The 19,977-nt window shown below is 33.0% G+C and carries 19 protein-coding genes and 1 tRNA gene; 8 read left to right on the forward strand and 12 right to left on the reverse strand.

Annotated features, from left to right (window positions below):
• Window positions 1-29 precede the first annotated feature (29 nt).
• The 6 genes from GBO31_RS13715 to GBO31_RS13740 all read right to left on the reverse strand — a co-directional run bounded on the left by GBO31_RS13715 (window position 30) and on the right by GBO31_RS13740 (window position 5,502).
• Window positions 30-686 carry a DUF4290 domain-containing protein gene (locus GBO31_RS13715; RefSeq protein ID WP_219008985.1) on the reverse strand — a complete coding sequence of 219 codons (657 nt, stop codon included), beginning with the start codon at window positions 684-686 and terminating at the stop codon, window positions 30-32.
• 158 nt (window positions 687-844) lie between these two features.
• Window positions 845-1,138 carry a DUF493 family protein gene (locus GBO31_RS13720; RefSeq protein ID WP_219008931.1) on the reverse strand — a complete coding sequence of 98 codons (294 nt, stop codon included), beginning with the start codon at window positions 1,136-1,138 and terminating at the stop codon, window positions 845-847.
• 60 nt (window positions 1,139-1,198) lie between these two features.
• Window positions 1,199-1,801, reverse strand: coding sequence for a nucleotidyltransferase family protein (locus GBO31_RS13725; RefSeq protein WP_343211314.1), 603 nt, complete (start codon window positions 1,799-1,801; stop codon window positions 1,199-1,201).
• Window positions 1,794-2,864, reverse strand: coding sequence for an XdhC family protein (locus tag GBO31_RS13730; protein ID WP_219008933.1), 1,071 nt, complete (start codon window positions 2,862-2,864; stop codon window positions 1,794-1,796). The genes GBO31_RS13725 and GBO31_RS13730 overlap by 8 nt, the downstream gene beginning before the upstream one ends.
• Window positions 2,865-2,867: 3 nt before the next feature.
• Entirely contained in the window at window positions 2,868-5,021 is a 2,154-nt protein-coding gene (locus tag GBO31_RS13735) for a xanthine dehydrogenase family protein molybdopterin-binding subunit (RefSeq protein ID WP_219008934.1), read from the reverse strand.
• Between the two features lie 19 nt (window positions 5,022-5,040).
• Window positions 5,041-5,502 (reverse strand): (2Fe-2S)-binding protein, encoded by a 462-nt coding sequence (locus GBO31_RS13740; RefSeq protein ID WP_219008935.1) that lies wholly within the window; start codon window positions 5,500-5,502, stop codon window positions 5,041-5,043.
• 181 nt (window positions 5,503-5,683) lie between these two features.
• On the opposite strand from GBO31_RS13740, the gene GBO31_RS13745 reads away from it, so the two are divergent.
• The 5 genes from GBO31_RS13745 to GBO31_RS13765 all read left to right on the forward strand — a co-directional run bounded on the left by GBO31_RS13745 (window position 5,684) and on the right by GBO31_RS13765 (window position 10,246).
• Window positions 5,684-6,241, forward strand: a complete 558-nt coding sequence (locus tag GBO31_RS13745) for an AAA family ATPase (protein WP_219008936.1) — start codon at window positions 5,684-5,686, stop codon at window positions 6,239-6,241.
• Window positions 6,242-6,251: 10 nt separating this feature from the next.
• On the forward strand, window positions 6,252-8,144 hold the full coding sequence (locus GBO31_RS13750; protein WP_219008937.1) for a RecQ family ATP-dependent DNA helicase: 1,893 nt from the start codon (window positions 6,252-6,254) through the stop codon (window positions 8,142-8,144).
• A 4-nt stretch (window positions 8,145-8,148) separates the two neighbouring features.
• A complete protein-coding gene (gene fmt, locus GBO31_RS13755) occupies window positions 8,149-9,096 on the forward strand; it encodes a methionyl-tRNA formyltransferase (protein ID WP_219008938.1) in 948 nt (315 codons plus the stop codon).
• 186 nt (window positions 9,097-9,282) lie between these two features.
• Window positions 9,283-9,555, forward strand: coding sequence for an HU family DNA-binding protein (locus tag GBO31_RS13760; protein ID WP_027391128.1), 273 nt, complete (start codon window positions 9,283-9,285; stop codon window positions 9,553-9,555).
• Window positions 9,556-9,685: 130 nt separating this feature from the next.
• On the forward strand, window positions 9,686-10,246 hold the full coding sequence (locus GBO31_RS13765) for a YqgE/AlgH family protein (protein ID WP_219008939.1): 561 nt from the start codon (window positions 9,686-9,688) through the stop codon (window positions 10,244-10,246).
• Here GBO31_RS13765 and GBO31_RS13770 read toward each other — a convergent pair whose 3' ends face one another.
• Together GBO31_RS13770 and GBO31_RS13775 are read right to left on the reverse strand one after the other, a co-directional pair.
• The gene (locus GBO31_RS13770; protein WP_219008940.1) at window positions 10,247-11,095 is read right to left on the reverse strand and encodes an aminotransferase class IV; all 849 of its coding nucleotides are present in this window, start codon (window positions 11,093-11,095) and stop codon (window positions 10,247-10,249) included.
• A 65-nt stretch (window positions 11,096-11,160) separates the two neighbouring features.
• Window positions 11,161-11,553 (reverse strand): START-like domain-containing protein, encoded by a 393-nt coding sequence (locus tag GBO31_RS13775; protein ID WP_219008941.1) that lies wholly within the window; start codon window positions 11,551-11,553, stop codon window positions 11,161-11,163.
• A gap of 144 nt (window positions 11,554-11,697) precedes the next feature.
• On the opposite strand from GBO31_RS13775, the gene GBO31_RS13780 reads away from it, so the two are divergent.
• Both GBO31_RS13780 and GBO31_RS13785 read left to right on the forward strand, forming a co-directional pair.
• Window positions 11,698-11,771, forward strand: a tRNA-Met gene (locus tag GBO31_RS13780).
• Window positions 11,772-11,814: 43 nt separating this feature from the next.
• Entirely contained in the window at window positions 11,815-12,066 is a 252-nt protein-coding gene (locus GBO31_RS13785; protein WP_219008942.1) for a GIY-YIG nuclease family protein, read from the forward strand.
• 157 nt (window positions 12,067-12,223) lie between these two features.
• On the opposite strand, the gene GBO31_RS13790 is transcribed toward GBO31_RS13785, so the two are convergent.
• Both GBO31_RS13790 and hisS read right to left on the reverse strand, forming a co-directional pair.
• The gene (locus GBO31_RS13790; RefSeq protein WP_219008943.1) at window positions 12,224-12,694 is read right to left on the reverse strand and encodes a hypothetical protein; all 471 of its coding nucleotides are present in this window, start codon (window positions 12,692-12,694) and stop codon (window positions 12,224-12,226) included.
• 68 nt (window positions 12,695-12,762) lie between these two features.
• Window positions 12,763-14,133: a histidine--tRNA ligase gene (gene hisS, locus GBO31_RS13795; RefSeq protein ID WP_219008944.1), complete on the reverse strand. Its 1,371-nt coding sequence runs from the start codon at window positions 14,131-14,133 to the stop codon at window positions 12,763-12,765.
• 217 nt (window positions 14,134-14,350) lie between these two features.
• On the opposite strand from hisS, the gene GBO31_RS13800 reads away from it, so the two are divergent.
• Complete coding sequence (locus tag GBO31_RS13800) at window positions 14,351-15,592, forward strand: ABC transporter permease (protein WP_219008945.1); 1,242 nt, start codon at window positions 14,351-14,353, stop codon at window positions 15,590-15,592.
• A 547-nt stretch (window positions 15,593-16,139) separates the two neighbouring features.
• On the opposite strand, the gene GBO31_RS13805 is transcribed toward GBO31_RS13800, so the two are convergent.
• Window positions 16,140-16,619 (reverse strand): DUF6495 family protein, encoded by a 480-nt coding sequence (locus GBO31_RS13805; RefSeq protein ID WP_219008946.1) that lies wholly within the window; start codon window positions 16,617-16,619, stop codon window positions 16,140-16,142.
• Window positions 16,620-16,714: 95 nt separating this feature from the next.
• Window positions 16,715-19,918: a TonB-dependent receptor gene (locus tag GBO31_RS13810; RefSeq protein WP_219008947.1), complete on the reverse strand. Its 3,204-nt coding sequence runs from the start codon at window positions 19,916-19,918 to the stop codon at window positions 16,715-16,717.
• Window positions 19,919-19,977: the final 59 nt, after the last annotated feature.

The raw sequence follows: 19,977 nt of genomic DNA on the forward strand, positions 1-19,977 counted from the left end.
AAAGTTGATTGGTATGAAGTTGGTATTGGTTAATAACGTTTTTTACCTCGATTATTACTTCCGCCTCTATAATTCTTTTTACCAGAACCTCCAGAACGGTAGTTTTTCTTTTTTCCTCTTAGTAAATCTGTGGCATTACTTAGATCTTCAGTACTATTTCTTAGATCTATCTTGCCATCACTTAATTCTAAAAGGTGATTAAAAATTGCCTGATCATCTACGGTATCTTTATTCCAATTAAGATAACATTTTTTCATATGATTGGCAATCGTATACGTAAGTGCTGTCTTTAAATCTCCTTCTTCCCAATTAATAGCAACATCAATCATTCTTTTGATATTATTACCATAATAACGATATTTTGGGAAATTCTGAGGATACTCTAAAGGCTCAGGTCGCTCTTCTAATTTTTCTTTAGTTAGTATAGGATAAGGTGCTTCTACATCTAATTTAAAATCACTCATGATAAATAGTTGATCCCATAATTTATGCTGAAAATCAGGAACATCTCTTAAGTGAGGTTGAAGGTTTCCCATTACCGCAATAATTGCCTTGGCAACTTTATTTCTTTCTTCTCTATCTTCAATTTCCACAGCCTGATCTATCATTTTTTGCAAATGACGACCATATTCTGGGATAATCAACTTATCACGCTCTGTATTGTATTCTAAATTATTTATACTCATATGATTATTAAAGTCTATAAAATGTGTGGTAGTGCTTTTTGAGCTTCTCTGAAGAGGAATGGCAAGTAATATATCCTGACTTTTACACTGCTCACTAATTGTTTGCAAAATACTAAAATAAAATTAGTATGCTTAAATTGTCCTTAAAAATATTCGTTTTATAAAGAAATTACACCTTCTACTTTGGCGGCAACTTCTTTATACTTGGCAATCACTTGATCTGGGTTTTTCATACGAACGTTTACAGAAACACTCGTGTATTTACCGTTTTTGGATTGTTTTGTAGTAATCACCGCTCCGAGATTATCAAAGATCTCTTCTATTTGACTTACTTTTTCTGTTTCAGTAGGTACAATAAACTTATATAAATACGTCGTTGGCCATAAGGCAGTATCCGCTAATTGCGCTTTAAGTTTTTTATAAAATTCTTCAGGATTTGAAGGGTTGCTCATCTATTAAAAAATTTTTGAGCAAAGATACACCTTCTAATTCATATATTTATTAGTGATTTACTACTCTTTTATTCTATTAAATAACAACTCATACTGTTCCATGGTATCAATATCATCTGTCTTATTTTGTCCATCTACAGCAATAATAGAATCTCTATATTTTTTGATCATAAATCTAGCTCCAAAATCCTCTTTAAGTTGGGATAATTCACCAAAGTATTTTCTTGGAAATATAGCTGGAACCCCAACTTTTTTTTTCATTTCAGTTGCTACAATATAGTTTTCATTTTCATCAAATTTAGAGTATAAACTATTCAGATGATTCAAATCTATAAATGGTTGATCAATCAATGAAATTAATACAGCTTTATAGTTTTGTTCACTTTTTAAAATATGATGAATTCCGGTACTTATGGAAGCTCCCATTCCTAGCTTCCAATTTTCATTAAATAAAATCTCAATTGACAGATGATGTATTTCTTTTTTGATTAATTCAAAATGTGCTCCTAGGACAACATATGTTTGTACATGAGCTAATTGTAGTGATTTTTTTATTTCGGATACAATTAAAGAATCTTTTCCCCAAACTAATAGTTGTTTAGGAGATCCCATTCTGCTCGATGACCCTGCAGCTAATATAATATGTGCAATATCTTTACTTATCTTTTATTGAATTATATGCAATCTTATCAGAAGAATTACTGTGAATACCTCCAACTTTTTCCTGTAACGGAATCGGTTTTTGGTTACGAACAACAGACAATATTTCTGCAATAATTGAAATTGCAATTTCTTGTGGAGTTTCTGCACCTAAATTTAGTCCAGCTGGACCATGAATACAATCCATAAATTCATCTGAAACTTCTGGAAAGTATTCTATAAAAGCAGACAATAGTTTTTCTCTTCTCCTTGAGGGACCTAACAAACCTATATAAGTTGGACTAGTGTCTTTGATTGCTTGTAGATATAATAAATCCTTAGCAAAATTATGCGTCATTAAAACAAATGCAGTTTGCATATCTACTTTATCGACTATTAATTCTTCTGGAGATTGATTTATCACTTTATTAGAACCAGGAAAGTCATGAGTAGTTTTAGGATTCTTTGGAGAATTAACGATTTCAACTTCCCAACCAGTTTGATATGCTATTTTACTTAACTCTATGGCATCATGTTCTGATCCAATAATGATTAATCTGAAGCAGGGTTTCATTTCTCTAGTAAAACAAAGCATTCCATTATCTATACTTTCTGGCAACTGATCAAAAGTATCTGAAAATTTAAAAACATTATTTCTATCAAAAGATATCATAGAACCCATTGAAAACTTTACACTCTCCTCTTTGGAGTAGTAAGAATTCATCTCAAAAGATGTTCTAGATTCCAAATACTTTTCTATGGTATGGATTGTTGTTTCATTGATCGAAAAAGGTTCTATCAAAATAAACAAGACGCCTTCGCATCCCAAACGATACCTCCCATTATAGGTCATGATTTTAGGGATTCCAGAAGTAAAAACAGATTGCGATTGTCTCAGCACTTCTTTTTCTACACATCCCCCACTTACTGCTCCTGTCATTTTTCTGTTTTCTAGAATTAACATCCCAACACCTGGACGACGGTAAGACGAGCCATCAACATCAACTACCGTTGCCATGACAGCTCGTATCCCTATTTTACTTGCTTCTTTATATGAAGCAATTATTTCTTTAAACTCATGTGTCATATACTATCCAAGCAATGCTTTTTCCTTCATATTTTTTACAAAAGGTTGTTTGGTCATTCTAACTCCTTTTGCTGCTCGTATCGCATTAGCAATAGCAGCTCCTGCTGGAGGTAATGTAGGTTCTCCTAAACCAGTTGGTGCAATATCACTTTCAATAAAATGAGTCTCCACAATAGGTGTTTCATTCATTCTAATTAAACGATACGTATTAAAGTTAGTATCCTGAGGAACACCATCTTTAAAAGAAAAATCACCATACATAGCGTGTCCTATTCCATCAATAACTCCTCCTTCTATTTGGTTTTTAGCTCCTAATGGGTTTACAACAATTCCACAATCTACTACGCAAGTTATTTTTTTGACAACAGGTTGATCATTTTCTAAAACTACATCAGCCACTTCCGCAACATGGGTATTATGACAATAATAAGAACTGAATCCTTGAAAAACACCTTCTGGTTTTTTACCCCATTCTGACTTTTCTACTGCTGTTTTAATTACTTGTTCCAGACGCTCCGGCGAATATTGAATTCTTTCATCATTATGACCTTTTACGTTTTGTAATAGATCTAAACGTAATTGGATATTATCTACTTCCATTACTTCTGCTAATTCATCAAAAAAGCTTTGCTCTGCAAAGGCAAGGAAATTGGTATATGGAGCTCTCCATGCTCCAATAGTAATATTGCTATCATATTTTGCCACATCGACTTGATAATTCTCTACTGCACCTGCAGGAAAGAAATTAGGAATCAGTCCATACATATTGGAATTCACTGCAGCTTCTTTTAAATGATATCCAGTTAATTTTCCATCTTTGATGGCTGCACTAATTCTATATTTGATAGCTGGCCTATAAATTCCAGCTGACATATCATCTTCTCTAGAATAAACAACTTTTACAGGCTTTTTTGCGATGTTAGAAATCTCAGCCGCTTCTATTGCAAAATCTCCATATAGTCTTCTTCCAAAACCACCACCCATTCTAGTCATATCTACGGTAACTTCTTCTGGTTTTCTATTTAAGAGTTCTGCAATTCTTCTTGCCGTTCCTGCTGGTGTTTGAATTGGGCCAACAAGTCTTACTTTTTCAGCCGTTACATCCGCAAAGAAATTCATAGGTTCCATGCAATTATGTGGAAGAAAAGGAGATTCATAAGTTCTTTCTAAAACTTTATCTGCTTCTGCAAAAGCTTTTTTTACATCACCATCCGCTCTCATCGTATTGAAATCCTTACCATCCAATAGCGCTGTTAAAGCCTTATTATAATCTTCAGTATTTTCTAACTTGGAGTCGTCCTGCCATTTTGCCTTTACCATTTTTTTAGCTTTCATCGCTGACCAAGTATTTTCAGCCAAAACCGCTATTTTATCCCCAAATTTAAAGACATCAAAAACACCTTTCACTCCTTTGGCATCTGTAGCATCAAAATCTTCTAATTTTTTTCCAAAAGCAGGAGGTCTAACAACGGAAACATATAACATTCCTTCTTCCTTGTAATCCATTCCATATAGAGGCTTGCCTGTTACAATTTTATCAATATCCACATTCGGAATATCCTTTCCTATGATTTTAAAATCTTTTGGTTTTTTCAGGGTTACATCCTCAGGAATTTCCAGAGATGCTGCTTCTTTTACCACTTCTCCATATCCTAATGTATCACCATTACTATTAGAGATCACTCCATTCTCCGTAGAACATGTCGCAGGATCCACTCCCCATTTTGCAGCAGCGGCGTTTACCAACATTTGTCTGGCAGTAGCCCCAGTTTTCCTTAAGGGTTCCCAACCATGTCGTAAAGATTGACTACCTCCAGCAACTTGCCTTGTAAAGTTTTTGGTATCAAGAGCTCCTTGTGCTACTACTACATTTTCCCAGGCAACATCTAGTTCTTCGGCTATAAGCATTGGCATAGAAGTTTTTACTCCTTGTCCAATTTCAGGATTTGGAGAAAAAATAGTTACCATGCCATTATCAGCAATCTTAATAAATGCATTAAAATCGTTAAAATTCAAATCTGCAATATCTACCGGTGGTGCCGCTTCGGGTTTACAAGCTTGAAAAAGGTTAAAACCAATTAACATTCCTCCACTAGCTAATGCAGATGTTCTAATAAATGACCTTCTACTAAAAGAAGGTGTTGTACTACGTTTCATTTTATTGGATTTAAATTGGTTAACTTATTTTACTCGCTGCTTGTTCTACCGCTTTCTCTATTCTATTATAAGAAGCGCATCTACACAGGTTTCCACTCATAGCATCTCTAATCTCTTCTCTATTTGGATTAGGATTTTGTTTCAAAAATGCAGAGGCAGTCATAATTTGACCGGCTTGGCAATAGCCACACTGAGGAACATCTATCTCTTTCCAAGCTTGTTGTACAGGGTGTGAAATATCCTCAGATAATCCTTCAATAGTTATTATTTCCATTTCTGTAGCTACAGAAACTTGCAACAAACAACTTCGGGTAGCTACTCCATCGGCATGGATAGTACAAGCACCGCATTGTCCTATACCACAACCAAATTTAGTTCCTACCAAATCAAAATGATCTCGTAAAATCCATAATAATGGTGTTTCCTTATCAGCCTCTACCGAAAGGGATTTACCATTTACTTTTAAATTATAAACAGGCATGAGTTTAAGTTTTTGAATTTAGTGTTTAATTAGTCTAAATAAGCTAAATATCGATATTTGCTTTTTTAAGGTAGTAAAAATACGTCCGGTAAAAATCAACTTTAACAGAGCTTTATAGTATCCTTATCAAACAATTTTCAAAATCTTATAATAATTCCGAAATTTGCTCAAAAATATTTCGTTGGCAAAGAATAAGATAGTCATTACAGGAGGCCCTTCTACAGGAAAAACATCAATTATAAATCAACTTAATGAAGACGGCTTCTTTTGTTTTCCTGAATTCATTAGAAGTATTACTCAAGAGGCTAAACAAGGCGATGATGCTATGGAAATAACTTCTAATCCAATAGTATCGGTTGCGGATCCTCATAATTTCAACTTACAGCTTTTAAAAGGTCGAATAGATCAGTATCAAGATCCTTCTGCCGATGATAAAAAGTTTTCATTCTACGACAGAGGTATTCCTGATGTATTGGCTTATATGGATCTTTTTGACCAAACTTATGACGAGACCTTTACAGAAGCATGTAAAACCTACAGGTATGATAAGATTTTCTTATTACCTCCTTGGAAAGATATTTACATTTCTGATGACGAGCGGTATGAAAGTTTTGATGAATCACAACAAGTTTATCAGCATTTATTAGCCACATATTCTAGATTTGGATATAATTGTATTGAAGTTCCTTTTGGAAATGTAAAAGAACGCAGTACCTTTATATTACAACACGTAATATAAAATCGTATTGATGCTTTCCCCTATCCAACTATTAAAAGAAAATTGGAATTATGATTCTTTCAGACCTCTTCAGGAAGAAATAATCAATACTATTATGGATAACAATGATGCTTTTGCATTACTACCCACAGGTGGAGGAAAGTCTATTTGTTTTCAAATACCATCCTTATTAAAACCTGGTATTTGTATTGTTATTTCTCCACTTATTGCATTGATGCAAGATCAAGTACAGCATTTACAGCAGACAGGCATTAAAGCTATAGCACTAACCAGTGGAATCAGATATTCTGAGTTAGACACACTTTTGGATAATTGTATTTATGGTAATTATAAGTTCTTATATCTTTCTCCTGAACGTTTACAACAGGAATTAGTTAAAGAACGTTTAAAAAAAATGAATATTAACCTAATCGCGGTTGATGAGGCACATTGTATTTCGCAGTGGGGTAATGATTTTCGACCTTCTTATAAAAAAATCAGGATATTAAGAGAACTAAAACCTGCAGTTCCTATAATCGCTCTTACGGCTTCTGCTACTCCTGAAGTAGTTGACGACATTATCAAAGAGCTAGATTTATTCCAACCCAAAGTTTTTAAGCAGTCTTTCTTCAGAAGTAATTTAGGATATATTGTATATGAAACTGCGGATAAAAATAATAAGCTAATTCAGATTCTTGAAAAATATAAAGGTAGCTCTATAATTTATGTAAGAAATCGAAAAACAGCCATAGAAATAAGTGATTTTCTAAATGCATGTGGGTTTAAAGCGACCTATTATCATGGAGGTGTCGATGCAAAAGAGAAAACGATACGGTTTCAAAAATGGATGCAAGAAGATACTAGAATAATGGTGGCTACGAATGCTTTCGGAATGGGAATAGACAAATCCAATGTAAAAACAATTATACATTATTCAATACCAGAAAGTATAGAAAGTTATTTCCAAGAAGCAGGAAGAGCAGGAAGAGATGGGAGTAGTTCGTATGCTTTTCTTTTAAAAAGTAACAATGATATTACCCATGTACAAAATCAATTTGTAAATACATTACCTGATATTGACTTTGTAAAGTTGGTATACAGGAAGCTTTGCAATTATTTTAGAATTTCCTATGGTGAAGGCGAGCAATCTTCTCATGGTTTTAATTTTAATATATTCTGTAAAACATATGGCTTCAATCCATTAATTGCTTACAATGCTTTACAATTTTTAGATCGTTGTAGTGTGCTAAACTTTTCGCAAAAATATGCTAAGAAAAGTACCATACATATAACTACAACAGGAAACCACCTTTTAGCTTACCTAGAACAGCATCCTCATTTAGAACTTATCACTAAAGCTATATTACGTACATATGGAGGCATCTTTGATGAAGAAGTGAAAGTAAACTTATCATTAATAGCTTCTAAAGTAAATACTTCAGAAAATCAAGTTGTAGAAACACTTAAAAAATTAGAAGAAGCTGAATTATTAATTTTTAATCATAAGCTTACAGATGCAAATATCACTTTTCTAGTGCCAAGAGAAGATGACCATACTATAAACCGCATAAAACCTTTTATTTCCGAGTTACGACTTTCTAAAGTTAATAAGGTAAATGCCATGATTGACTTTGTCCAAAATAAAAAGGTATGTAGAAGTAAGCAGTTATTAGCTTATTTCGGAGAGAAAGATTCTACAGATTGTGGAGTTTGCGATATCTGTATTTCCAGAAAGAAAGTTAAAGTCAACCCTAAGGAAATAAAAGATAAAATACTTCATCTTTTGAAAAATAAGGAGTTATCATCTAGAGAATTATTAGATCAATTACCTTGTTCAGAAGAGACTGGATTGAAAATACTGCGAGAATTAAATCAGCATAATATTATCAAAATTGATTCATACAACAACTATCAACTAGTATAAATACATGAGAGACTTACGAATTTTATTTATGGGGACTCCGGATTTCGCGGTAGAAACCCTTAAAGCAATTATAGAAAATAATTACAATGTTGTTGGAGTAATTACTGCTCCTGATAGGCCTGCAGGAAGAGGAAGAAAACTCAGAGCCTCAGCAGTAAAAGAATATGCATTATCTAAAGGTTTACATATACTACAACCTACAAATTTGAAAAATGAAGATTTTATTAAAGAATTAGAAGCTCTTAACATTAATCTAAATATTGTGGTTGCATTTAGAATGTTACCAAAAGTAGTATGGGGAATGCCAAAATACGGAACTTTCAATCTACATGCTTCCTTATTGCCAGATTACCGAGGAGCAGCTCCGATTAATTGGGCTATTATTAATGGAGAACAGAAAACAGGTATTACTACTTTTTTTATTGATGAAAAAATAGATACTGGTCATATTATTTTACAAAAGGAGATTGAAATAACAAACGAAGATACCGCTGGAGTTCTTCATGACCGATTAATGATAGCAGGCGCATCTCTAGTTATTGACACTATAAAGGTAATAGAAGACGAAACAGTAACCACAACAGAACAACCAAAGGAGGACACTCCGAAAACAGCATATAAACTACATCGAGAAAATACTAAAATTAATTGGAAAGATAAAATTGAAAACATCTACAATCTTATTAGAGGTCTAAGCCCTTATCCTTCTTCTTGGTCATTATTATATAATAAAGGTGAAGAAGTGTCTGTAAAAATATATGAAGCTGAAATAGAATTGATAGAACATAGTTTTGATATTGGAAAAGTGTTTGTCGAAGATTCTAAAATAAAGGTAGCGGTGGAAAAAGGGTATATCATTTTAAAGAAGATTCAACTTCCGGGGAAAAAAGCTATGGAGGCAAAAGCACTACTTAATGGATATACATTTTATAAAGATGCCAAAATGGGCTGAGCCCTTGCTATTACTAGAGTAAGAAAAATCCAAGAATTCCTACTTGTTTATTAACAATCACCCTGAGTTATCAACAAAACCCCGTATTTACTGGGCTAATCCTTGCATGAATCATAAATCCGTATAAATTTGTAGAGCGTTTAACAAAAATTTGGTTTAACCAACAATTAATTTAAAAACAGAATTATGAACAAAACAGAATTAATCGATGCAATGGCAGCTGATGCTGGAATTACAAAAGCAGCAGCAAAGAAAGCTTTAGAATCTTTTTTAGGAAATGTTGAAGGATCTCTTAAAAAAGGTGACCGTGTTTCTTTAGTTGGATTCGGTTCTTGGTCAGTTTCTAAAAGAGCTGCAAGAGAAGGTAGAAACCCTCAAACAGGGAAAACCATCAAGATCGCTGCTAAAAACGTAGTAAAGTTCAAAGCTGGTGCAGATTTATCTAGTTCAGTTAACTAATTTATTTAGTTTTTGATATTATAGAAAGCTCCTTTTTCAAGGGGCTTTTTTTTGTATTATGGCTAAAAATCAAGCATACTCTTTGATTATTAGAAATAATTATTTAGTTTTAGTATAAACTACACCATCTATGATTTCATTACAACCCGCAAAAGGACATCTTCTGATTGCAGAGCCATCCATCATTGGAGATGTTTCTTTTAATCGTTCTGTTGTATTGTTAGCGGATCATGGTAATAACGGCTCTATAGGTTTTATAATGAATAAACCATTGGATTATGTCCTTTCTGATCTAGTCCCCGAAGTTGAAGCAGAATTCCAAATTTACAACGGAGGACCTGTTGAACAAGATAATTTGTATTTCATTCATAAAATTCCAGAATTAATACCGAATAGCGTAGAAATATCTTCAGGAATTTATTGGGGTGGAGATTTCTCAGTAGTATCAGAATTAATTATTCAGAATAAAATTACATCTAACGAAATTCGTTTTTTTCTTGGATATTCCGGATGGGATGCAAAACAACTGCTACAAGAATTAGAAGCCAATTCTTGGGTTATTGTTAAAAACACCTATGAAAAAAATATCATTGGTAAATCCTATAACACCTTTTGGAAAGAAAAAATGATAGAATTAGGTGGAGAGTACTTACTTTGGTCAAATGCTCCTGAGGATCCTAGTTTTAATTAACTAACCTCCTATTCTTATTTGAGCATTTAATACACCTAACAATCTTCTTGTTATATCTGAGGTATACTCCTTTTTCCTAAACTTATGTATAGGTTGTATCCCTTGAATTACATTGGTAATAAACAATTCGTCCGCTTTTTGTAGCTCAAATGGAGAAATTGAAGCTTCCTCTAATTCATAATCAGGCAGTTTTTCAATAATCCTAAGTAACTGTGTTCTTAAAATTCCTTTCAAACACCCATCAGCAACAGGAGGCGTTTTGATTTTATTTCCTTTTACTAAAAATAAATTACCATTCAAGGCCTCAATAACCATTTTGCTTGTGTTGATCAATAAACAATTATCATAACCATTTTCCTTAGCAAAAATACCTCCAAGAATATTTACTAATTTATTATTGGATTTTAACGTTGATAATAAATCTGAAGGCACATAGTGATCTTTAAACAAAGTAACTTCATAAAAAGAATCCGGTAATGTGTAAAATTTAGATGTTAATTGCTTTACAGAAATAGCATAATCCACATCATTCGTAACTGGAGTATATAAACCACCTTCTTTTCTGTTTACAATAATCTTTATCCGTACTGAAGAATTCATAAGACCGCTTTTTTCGATCAGGTTTAGAATTTCTTCCTGCAAAAATTCTGGAGTAAAATTCATAGGAATTTGCATTCTTAGAATTCTCATAGAAGCCATTAAGCGAAAATAATGATCTTCCCAAAAAAGAATAGTTCCAGCGTTTACACGGATTGTTTCAAATATAGCATCTCCGTACGTATAACCTCTATTCGCGATAGATAATGTTGCCTCATTATCCTCTAGTAAATTTCCATTAATATTGATCATAAAAAAAGCCCCTTATTACCAATTATCATTGGGCGGGGCAAATATACATTATAAAAATATAGGATTTAAGCAGAACCTAGTACATGTTTTAAATTACTAATCATATTATCCCATAACATTTTATTTTCTTCAATTTCATCATCATCAGAAAAATCTGTAACCATCAATGAAACATCTTTAGTAATTTCATCTACTTGAATTCGCATTTCGAAAAAATAATCATTACCATCTTCATCATCTGCCATCCACCTAAATTTAATTCTTTCTCCACTTTTTTTACTTAAAAGCTTTGCCTCCTCTTCACTATCATCCCAGATGAATGTAAACATTTCACCACGTGAATTTACATTATCAGAAAACCACTCAGAAAGCCCAGAAGGAGTCGATATATATTGATATAGTAGTTGTGGAGAGGATTGTATTACAAATTCAAGCTCGTATTTTATTTTTTCAGACATATTGCAAATTGTTAGTAAGCCAATATATAGATTAATTATTTACTTTAAAAATATTTGAAATAAAATTAATTCCACTTTATTGTTTGCTACAATGCTTTTTGTTTTTATATTTGCACCCGAATTAAAATGATGTAGCATCTATTTGGCGAGGTAGCTCAGCTGGTTAGAGCGTTGGATTCATAACCCAGAGGTCGGGGGATCGTGCCCCCCTCTCGCTACATTAATTCGTAAAGCCCTTAGAAATAAGGGCTTTTTTTATATATGAAAGAATTTGTTGTTTACATATTATACTCCGAAAAACACAATAAGACCTATACCGGTTATACTGCTGATCTAATCGGAAGATTTAAATCTCATAATTACTTAGCTAAAAAAGGATACACTTTTAAATATAGACCTTGGAAAGTAGTATATCTTGAATTTCATGAAACAAAGAAAGATGCTTTGAGTAGGGAAAAATTTTTGAAATCTGGAAAAGGGAGAGAATGGGTCAAAGACAAATTGATAAAATAAATGGATTCATATCCGCCTTAGGCGGACGGGGATCGTGCCCCCCTCTCGCTACATTAATTCGTAAAGCCCTTAGAAATAAGGGCTTTTTTTATTACAACAAAAAACCATCTTGAAAATAAATTTCCAAGATGGTTTTTTCTATTCTGTTGCAAGAGAATTACATCTGTCTACTCAATGCATCTATTTGTTTTGTTTTCTCCTGCATATACTTGCTCATCTTTTCGATTTCATCTGCAGATAAGGTAGAAATCAATTTTCTATATTGCTTTGTTAGATTACTACTCGATTCACTAAGTTTCAAAAAAGCATCCATATCTGCTTTGGATTCTACTGCTTTTTTATATTTAGACACATACGCTTCGTAATCTCTAATATACTTTCTAGCCTCTTTACTATCAAATGTTGGTGCCCCAGCAGGCACTTTTATCTCATCCTTTTTAGGTTTCTTTTTCTTTGGTTTCTTTTTCTTTTTAACCTCAGGCTTTTTTTCTTCTACAACCTCTACAACATCTGTTGAGTCTACAACCTCCTCTATAGCTTCAACTTTATCGGATTTTGGATCCTTTTTACATGAAACTGCAAAAGACAATAAGAGACATAAAAGTGAACTCAATAAGATATTTTTCATAGTTATAATTTTAGGGTAGTTAATAGTATTTGCTTTAATATTATTTATTTATTTATTGAAACTAAATTTTACTTTAAAGTTAACTTTAATTCTTCAAAATTCATAGTTTCTTGAGTTCCGGTAGTCATATTTTTTACCGTGTACTTATTATTTTCTATTTCAGAAGTTCCTGCCAAAATAACAAAAGGAATTTGTCTTTTATTTGCATACTTCATCTGTTTATTCATTTTAGCACTATCAGGATAAAGCTCTGCTATAACTCCTTCTTTTCTCAATTGGCTAATAGTTCTAAAACTATACAATCCTTCTTCTTTCCCAAAGTTAATAAATAATGCTTTAGTAGATGGCGCAACCGTATCTGGGAATAAGTTCAGTTCTTCTAATACCAAATAAATTCTATCTAATCCGAAAGAAATACCAACTCCACTAACATCTTTCAGTCCAAAAATACCTGTAAGATCATCATAACGACCACCTCCACCAATAGAGCCCATTTTTACCCCTTCTGGTGCGGATACTTCAAAAATAGCACCTGTATAATAATTTAGTCCTCTCGCTAAAGTAACATCTAAATCCAAAAGTGTTGTTTCTAATGGAATTTCATCGATTGCATTTATGATAAACTCCAATTCTTCTACTCCTTTCAGTCCTTCTTCAGAAGTAGCCAATAGCGCTCTTAATTTCTCTAGTTTTTCGACAGTTGTTCCTGTAAAATTAAAAAGAGGCTGCACTTTTTCTATAGCTGCTTCCTGAATACCTTTGGATAGCATTTCTTTTTTTACACCTTCCTCTCCTATCTTATCTAATTTATCCAAGGCTACAGTAAAATCGATCAATTTGTCACTAGCTCCAATCACTTCTGCAATTCCTGAAAGAATTTTACGATTGTTCATCTTTATAGTTACCCCTTTCAGTCCTAGTTTTGAAAAAACTTTATCATATAATTGAACAAAATCTACTTCTTGCCATAAAGATCTACTGCCTACCACATCAGCATCACACTGATAAAACTCTCTAAATCTTCCTTTTTGTGGACGATCTGCTCTCCATACCGGCTGTATTTGATACCTTTTAAAAGGAAAATCAATTTCATTTTGATGCTGAACTACATACCTAGCAAATGGGACTGTTAAATCATAACGAAGTGCTTTTTCACTAATTTTAGAGGTCATCTTACCACTATCTTTTGTAGCATATAGTGTATCATCAACTTTGCTTAAATAATCTCCACTATTTAATATCTTAAAAATCAAACGATCCCCTTCTTCTCCGTATTTACCCATCAAGGTATCACTATTCTCAAAACTTGGAGTTTCTATAGGATGAAATCCAAACAATTGAAATTGTTCTTTAATAGTGTTCATGATATAACTTCTCTTAGCCACTTCTATTGGAGAAAAGTCCCTTGTGCCTTTTGGTATGGAAGGTTTTTGTGCCATAAATGCGTATTCACTTTTTCGTAAAAGCGTATATTTTTCTGTATTGCTCTTACTACTAATTTTAAATTATTCTAAAGGATGTAAAGATCTAAAAAAGCTTAAAATATTATACCAAAAATCACAAAGAGTTTTACTTATTTAAATAAAATTTACTTTTTTGAGTAACTTTAAGGACGTTTTGTAGTCTTATACAGGAAACGACACTAATTCGCTAATTATGTTTTCACTTTTTCGAGAGAATATTCGTATTGCATTAGACTCTATCAAAGGACAATTATTACGTACCATTCTTACTGTATTAATCATTGCTATTGGTATTACAGCATTGGTAGGTATTCTTACCTTTTTAGGAGCTTTAGAAAACACCATAACTGGAGATTTCGCCTCTATGGGATCTAATACCTTTAATATTCAGCGATATGAATTTGCTACCAGAAGAGGTGGTAGCGGAGAAAGAGAAAAAATTAATCCTATTATTAATTATAGAAACGTTCGACAGTTTAAAGAAAAGTTTCAATATCCGTTTTCTAAAACTTCTGTTTCATTTACAGGAACTCGAAATGCAGAAGTAAAGTTTGAAAATGAAAAAACAGACCCTGAAGCTTCTGTAGTAGGAGTTAATGAGAATTACTTAGAAAATACAGGGACAGAAGTTGAGTTTGGAAGGAATTTTACTTTTTTTGATATAGAGAATAATAATAATGTTTGTTTGATTGGCCCTGATTTTAAGAAGAATATTTTTAAAGACACAGATCCCGTTAATAAAACCATTAGCATCCGAGGCGTTAAATTCAAAGTAATTGGTGTTTTAGAAAGTAAAGGTGCTACTTTTAGAAACAATCAAGATCTGAAAGTATTAATCCCTTTACAAGTAGCTCGTTCTATATATACGTTGCCTAATATTAATTACAATATCAGTGTGAAGGTAGATGATAAACAGTTCTTAGAAGGCGCACAAGATGAAGCTATTATCACTTTTAGAAAAATTAGAGGATTAAACCCTATTGAAGAAAACAACTTTGGTTTAGAACGTAGTGATGATCTTATTAATCGAATTTCTAGCATTACAGGTTACTTATACTGGGCAGCATGGATCATAAGTATCATTACTATTTTTGGATCTTCTATTGCGCTTATGAACATTATGCTAGTATCTGTAACCGAGCGAACTAGAGAAATTGGGGTTCGCAAAGCCCTTGGAGCCAAAAAGAATACCATTTCTGTGCAATTTTTTATGGAAACTGTTATTATTGGTCAAATAGGTGGTGTCGTAGGTATTATTCTARGAATAACAATTGGAGCCATTATCGTAGCTGTTTCAGGCTTTGAATTTAGCACACCATGGTTAGCCATTTTTGCGGCAGTAGTTACTTCTTTCTTAACTGCGGTAGTTTCTGGATCATATCCTGCTGTCAAGGCTGCAAAACAAGATCCAATAGAATCTTTGAGATACGAATAGGAGTCAGAATTCAGAAGAGAAGTTTAAAAAATAGTATTCTTTCAACTAACCGCATTTTAAACATACAATATCTATTGAAAATTAATCGAGTAGTTCAGAAATGACTTTTGAAAGAGATGTTTTCTTTTTATTAATGCGGTCTATAATATTAAATGTATTTAGCACTACATTTTTATTATTCCTAAAATTTCTACTACTCAAAAAAATTGTTTTTTTAGATGCTAATCTTTTAGATGTATCCATTTTAATTATTCTTCTTGTTTTAAATTTTCCAATTGTATGTACGGTAAGAATCATAAAACATACTCTTGTATTCAAAAACGCATTTGGAATAATTATTAAAAAAATCCCTTTAAAAGAAATAAAGGGTAGAAAAATAAGATACACCCATAAACCGAGCAATATCCCTAACCTTTTATTCGGTAAAAAATATAATCCTATGTGTCAAGTAACATATTCCTTTACTAAAGGATCATACTCTTTTAATGGACACATCCTATCGAACAAAGGACTAAAACTATTATTAAATAAAACCAAAAAATAAGTTTTATTCCTTATCACCAATCAACTTATCGAAATATTGGAATAACTCTCCTTTGGTAATATTTGCCCCTTGTAGAATCAACTTAAACTTATCTAGATTTGGATCATTACTATAAGCTTTATTAGCATTATAAAAAGCCACCTGATCATCTAACAAATTATTGCGTAACCAGTTGTACCCTTCTTTTGTCGTAATATCAATATCAGCAACATTTACTTTTACAGCGATTAAATGCATTTCGTTTTCTCCGAGATGAAAAAGATGTATTTGGTCTTTAGAAAAATGTTCTAAAAACTGAGCCTTTGTAAGCACACCTTCCCAAACTAAATCACTAAAAACATCCAGCTCCTCCTCTGCAACTTCAGGTTTATTGGTTTTAATATCACTCCACTCTTCGGCAGTAATCGATTGTGTCGCCAAAAAGTTAATAAACTCCTGATGTAATTCTTCTAATTGTTCCTTAGTGAGTCTTTTATACTTCATATCTTCTATAAAATTGGCTGCAAAAATAGTGATAATTAAAAATCCGTTCCTAATAATTAAGAACGGATTTTTATATTACTTTTTATATAGATATTTTAGTTAAAGATATACCTCAAACCAACTTGTGCTTGCCATCTAGAATCCAGACTAAAATCATTTGCAAATGTTCTCGTTTGTGAAGTATCAAAAGAATAAGTAGGCGTATTTGTCGCATCCACTGTAACTCCAATTGGCTGATCATTCACCGGTATTTCGATCACACCCCAATCCGAATTTAGCAAATTACCAAAATTAAGAATGTCCACACTTAATTGTATTGTATTCGTTTTATTGCCTATTTGAAAATTATAATCTTGTAAAAGCTTCACATCCCATCTTCCACGCCAAGGACTTAAAATTGCATATTTCTCTGCATAGTTACCTCTTCTTTCTCTCAGATATTCATCTTGTTGGATATAGGCTTCTAAAGCAGCTCTTTGATCTTCTTGTTCAGTTGGAGTACCACTAAAATTATAAGTACTTAACTCTGCTTGGGTAGGAATATAAATTAGGTCATTTAAAACAGACCCGTCATTATTAATATCACCAGAATAAGTATAAGAGAACCTTCCTCCTTGTGCATATTCATAAAAAGCTCCTAAAGAAGTTCTCCATTGTTTGTTTTTACCATAGTGGAAAGATTTATTGATCTGCCCAACAATTCGGTGTCGATCTCCATATCTGGATGCGGTACTTATAGCTTGATTCACATTTCCTAAAGCAGGATTTCTATCATAAGCATCACTAGAAATTTCAGCATCTAGAGAACTAGCATCTTCTGCCTCTAAGAAATTATATGCCACACTAGCAAACAGTCCATTCTTAAAACTCTTTTGCAATTTAAAAGACCAATTAAATGAATGCCCTACATTGGTATTCGTAAATACATACGCATTCGTTACACCACCAAATTCATTAACTGCTCTATCGGATGGTAAATAGATTGGTCGACTATCAGCTCCGTTTAATGTTCCAGAAGGTGTTGCTAAACCAAAATTCCGTACCATTTGCGCATTGATATCTTCAGTATATATGATATCTGTAGAAGCGATCAATCCATTTTTAAACTTATAATCTATCCCTAAACTATTTCTGAAAACCTGAGGGAATTGAAAGTCTGGAGAGGAAGTTGTGTAAAAGAAAAAGTTCGGATTAGCTACTTGATTTCCAATCCAAACAAACGGAAGGCGGCCTGTAAAAATTCCTGTTCCTCCTCTAATTTGTATGGTCTTATCTCCTTTTATATCATAATTAAAACCTAATCTAGGAGAAATTAATAATTCTTTAGAAGGTAAATCCAGACTATTTAGGTTTGTTGGACTTCCGTTTTCATCAAAATATGTAATTCCTGGTTGATAATTACCATCAGGAAATTCTCCACCAGCTGCCCTTTCAATATTTTCAGCAATTTTATCTCTGGTATCAAAGAACAATGGCTGATCTACTCTTATCCCATAAGTTAATGTAAACTTATCACTCATTCGCCATTTATCTTGTGCATAAAATGCCAATTGCCCTACATTGGTTTCAGCTAACGCCCAATTGTTTGTGGCATTATTGGTATCGAATACGCTTTGAGCATTTGCCAACGCTTCTGCAATAAGTCCATTATTTATTGCCTGTTCAAAACTATTAGTAGAACCAGGAGTTATACGAACACTATCAAAATCTGGTGCAAAGGTCCCTACGCCTCCATTGGCGTTAAAATAAGTATACACACCAAGGTTGAAAGAATTATCAAACTCAAATCTTTCAAAGCTTCCTCCTAAGGTAATTGTATGCTTACCAGTCACAATGTTTAAATTATTAGTTACCTGATACACCTTTTGCTCCAATCTATTATTAATAGAAAAAGGCTCGTGTCCTGCTACAATATATCGCACACCATCTTGTGCAATATTGATAGGAGGTGCAGGAGCTGAAAACGGATCTCTACTATCATCGAACAAGGTATACCCTGCTTGAAACTTATTGGATATATTTCCTCCAAAATTAGAGTTCAACTCCACTAAAAACGAATTAATTTTATTATTAATCGTATACCCTGCATTTCTAAACTGTAAGGTAGTTAAGTCAGGACCTCTTCTACCGATTGCCTCAGGATTTGCTGGTAAATCTCTAGAAGCATCCAGAAAGTTATAGATTACCGCCAACCGATGATTATTACTAATATTCCAATCTAATTTTAAGATTCCCTTTGTAGACTCTGTATTATGCGTATATCCTTCATAAGGACCTGTTTCATACCCCAGCAAACTGAGTTGCTCAGAAACATAATCCAGATCCTCTGCAGATACTCTAGAAACATTTGCACCTGTTAATCCAGGTCTAGCTGCCAAAAAATTAGATCCTAAATCTTCACGATCATCAACTTCAAAATTCCCAAAAATGAATAATTTATTTTTTACAATAGGACCACCAATACTTACTCCGTATTGTGCTTGAGTTAAATCTGGTACAATAATATCATCATCTCCTACTTTATCTCCTGTTAAATCTTGATTACGATAAAAACCATAAACAGTACCTTTCCATTCATTAGTACCGCTTTTGGTTACTGCATTTACGGATGCACCTGTAAATCCAGCCTGCGTAACATCATAAGGTGCGGTAGATACTTGTATCTGATCAATAGCATCCAGTGAAATAGGTTGTGCATTGGTCTGACCACCAGGAGTGGCTGCATCTAGTCCAAATGGATTATTAAAAATAGATCCGTCTAAACTAAAATTATTAAACTGATCATTTCTTCCTCCAAAAGAACCATTACTAGAAGCTGTTGGTTCTAAACGATAAAAATCAGCTGCAGATCTGGTAATAGTTGGTAAAGATTTTAGCTCTCTATTACCAATACTAGTTTCGGCTCCCGTTCGTTCACTACTAAATGTTGCATTTTTATTTGTGGTAATAACGACCTCTTCTAATTGATTTGCATCTTCAACCATGATAACATCAATGTTATAGGCCTGTCCTAATTGAAGGTATACATCATCAAACACTTTTTTCTTGAAACCAACATAACTAATAGTGACGCGATACGGACCTCCTACTCGTAAATTAATAAGATCAAACCTTCCATCGAAATTGGTTGTTCCTCCATATGTTGTTCCTGTTGGAGAGTGAATTGCTGTAATATTTGCTCCTGGTAACAATTGATTAGCATTATCATAGACCAATCCAGAAATATTAGAAGTGGTTACCTGAGCATGCGCTGTTATTGCAAATAATGCAAAAACTAGGGTGATTAGAGTTTTTTTCATTGATTGCTGTTTTTGTGTGAATACAATGAAAATAAACAAAAAAACCGCTCAAAATGAGC

Origin of the sequence: Aquimarina litoralis, from assembly GCF_019295435.1 — a bacterium.
In the GTDB taxonomy this organism is placed as follows: Bacteria; Bacteroidota; Bacteroidia; order Flavobacteriales; family Flavobacteriaceae; genus Aquimarina; species Aquimarina litoralis_A.

Bases quoted from the DNA above. Each gene is read 5' to 3' on its own strand.
- GBO31_RS13735 (WP_219008934.1), bottom strand. From the start codon at position 5,021: ATGAAACGTAGTACAACACCTTCTTTTAGTAGAAGGTCATTTATTAGA.
- GBO31_RS13805 (WP_219008946.1), bottom strand. From the start codon at position 16,619: ATGAAGTATAAAAGACTCACTAAGGAACAATTAGAAGAATTACATCAG.
- GBO31_RS13770 (WP_219008940.1), bottom strand. From the start codon at position 11,095: ATGATCAATATTAATGGAAATTTACTAGAGGATAATGAGGCAACATTA.
- GBO31_RS13730 (WP_219008933.1), bottom strand. From the start codon at position 2,864: ATGACACATGAGTTTAAAGAAATAATTGCTTCATATAAAGAAGCAAGT.
- GBO31_RS13810 (WP_219008947.1), bottom strand. From the start codon at position 19,918: ATGAAAAAAACTCTAATCACCCTAGTTTTTGCATTATTTGCAATAACA.
- hisS (WP_219008944.1), bottom strand. From the start codon at position 14,133: ATGGCACAAAAACCTTCCATACCAAAAGGCACAAGGGACTTTTCTCCA.
- GBO31_RS13785 (WP_219008942.1), top strand. From the start codon at position 11,815: ATGAAAGAATTTGTTGTTTACATATTATACTCCGAAAAACACAATAAG.
- GBO31_RS13715 (WP_219008985.1), bottom strand. From the start codon at position 686: ATGAGTATAAATAATTTAGAATACAATACAGAGCGTGATAAGTTGATT.
- GBO31_RS13720 (WP_219008931.1), bottom strand. From the start codon at position 1,138: ATGAGCAACCCTTCAAATCCTGAAGAATTTTATAAAAAACTTAAAGCG.
- fmt (WP_219008938.1), top strand. From the start codon at position 8,149: ATGAGAGACTTACGAATTTTATTTATGGGGACTCCGGATTTCGCGGTA.
- GBO31_RS13740 (WP_219008935.1), bottom strand. From the start codon at position 5,502: ATGCCTGTTTATAATTTAAAAGTAAATGGTAAATCCCTTTCGGTAGAG.
- GBO31_RS13765 (WP_219008939.1), top strand. From the start codon at position 9,686: ATGATTTCATTACAACCCGCAAAAGGACATCTTCTGATTGCAGAGCCA.
- GBO31_RS13775 (WP_219008941.1), bottom strand. From the start codon at position 11,553: ATGTCTGAAAAAATAAAATACGAGCTTGAATTTGTAATACAATCCTCT.
- GBO31_RS13790 (WP_219008943.1), bottom strand. From the start codon at position 12,694: ATGAAAAATATCTTATTGAGTTCACTTTTATGTCTCTTATTGTCTTTT.
- GBO31_RS13750 (WP_219008937.1), top strand. From the start codon at position 6,252: ATGCTTTCCCCTATCCAACTATTAAAAGAAAATTGGAATTATGATTCT.
- GBO31_RS13760 (WP_027391128.1), top strand. From the start codon at position 9,283: ATGAACAAAACAGAATTAATCGATGCAATGGCAGCTGATGCTGGAATT.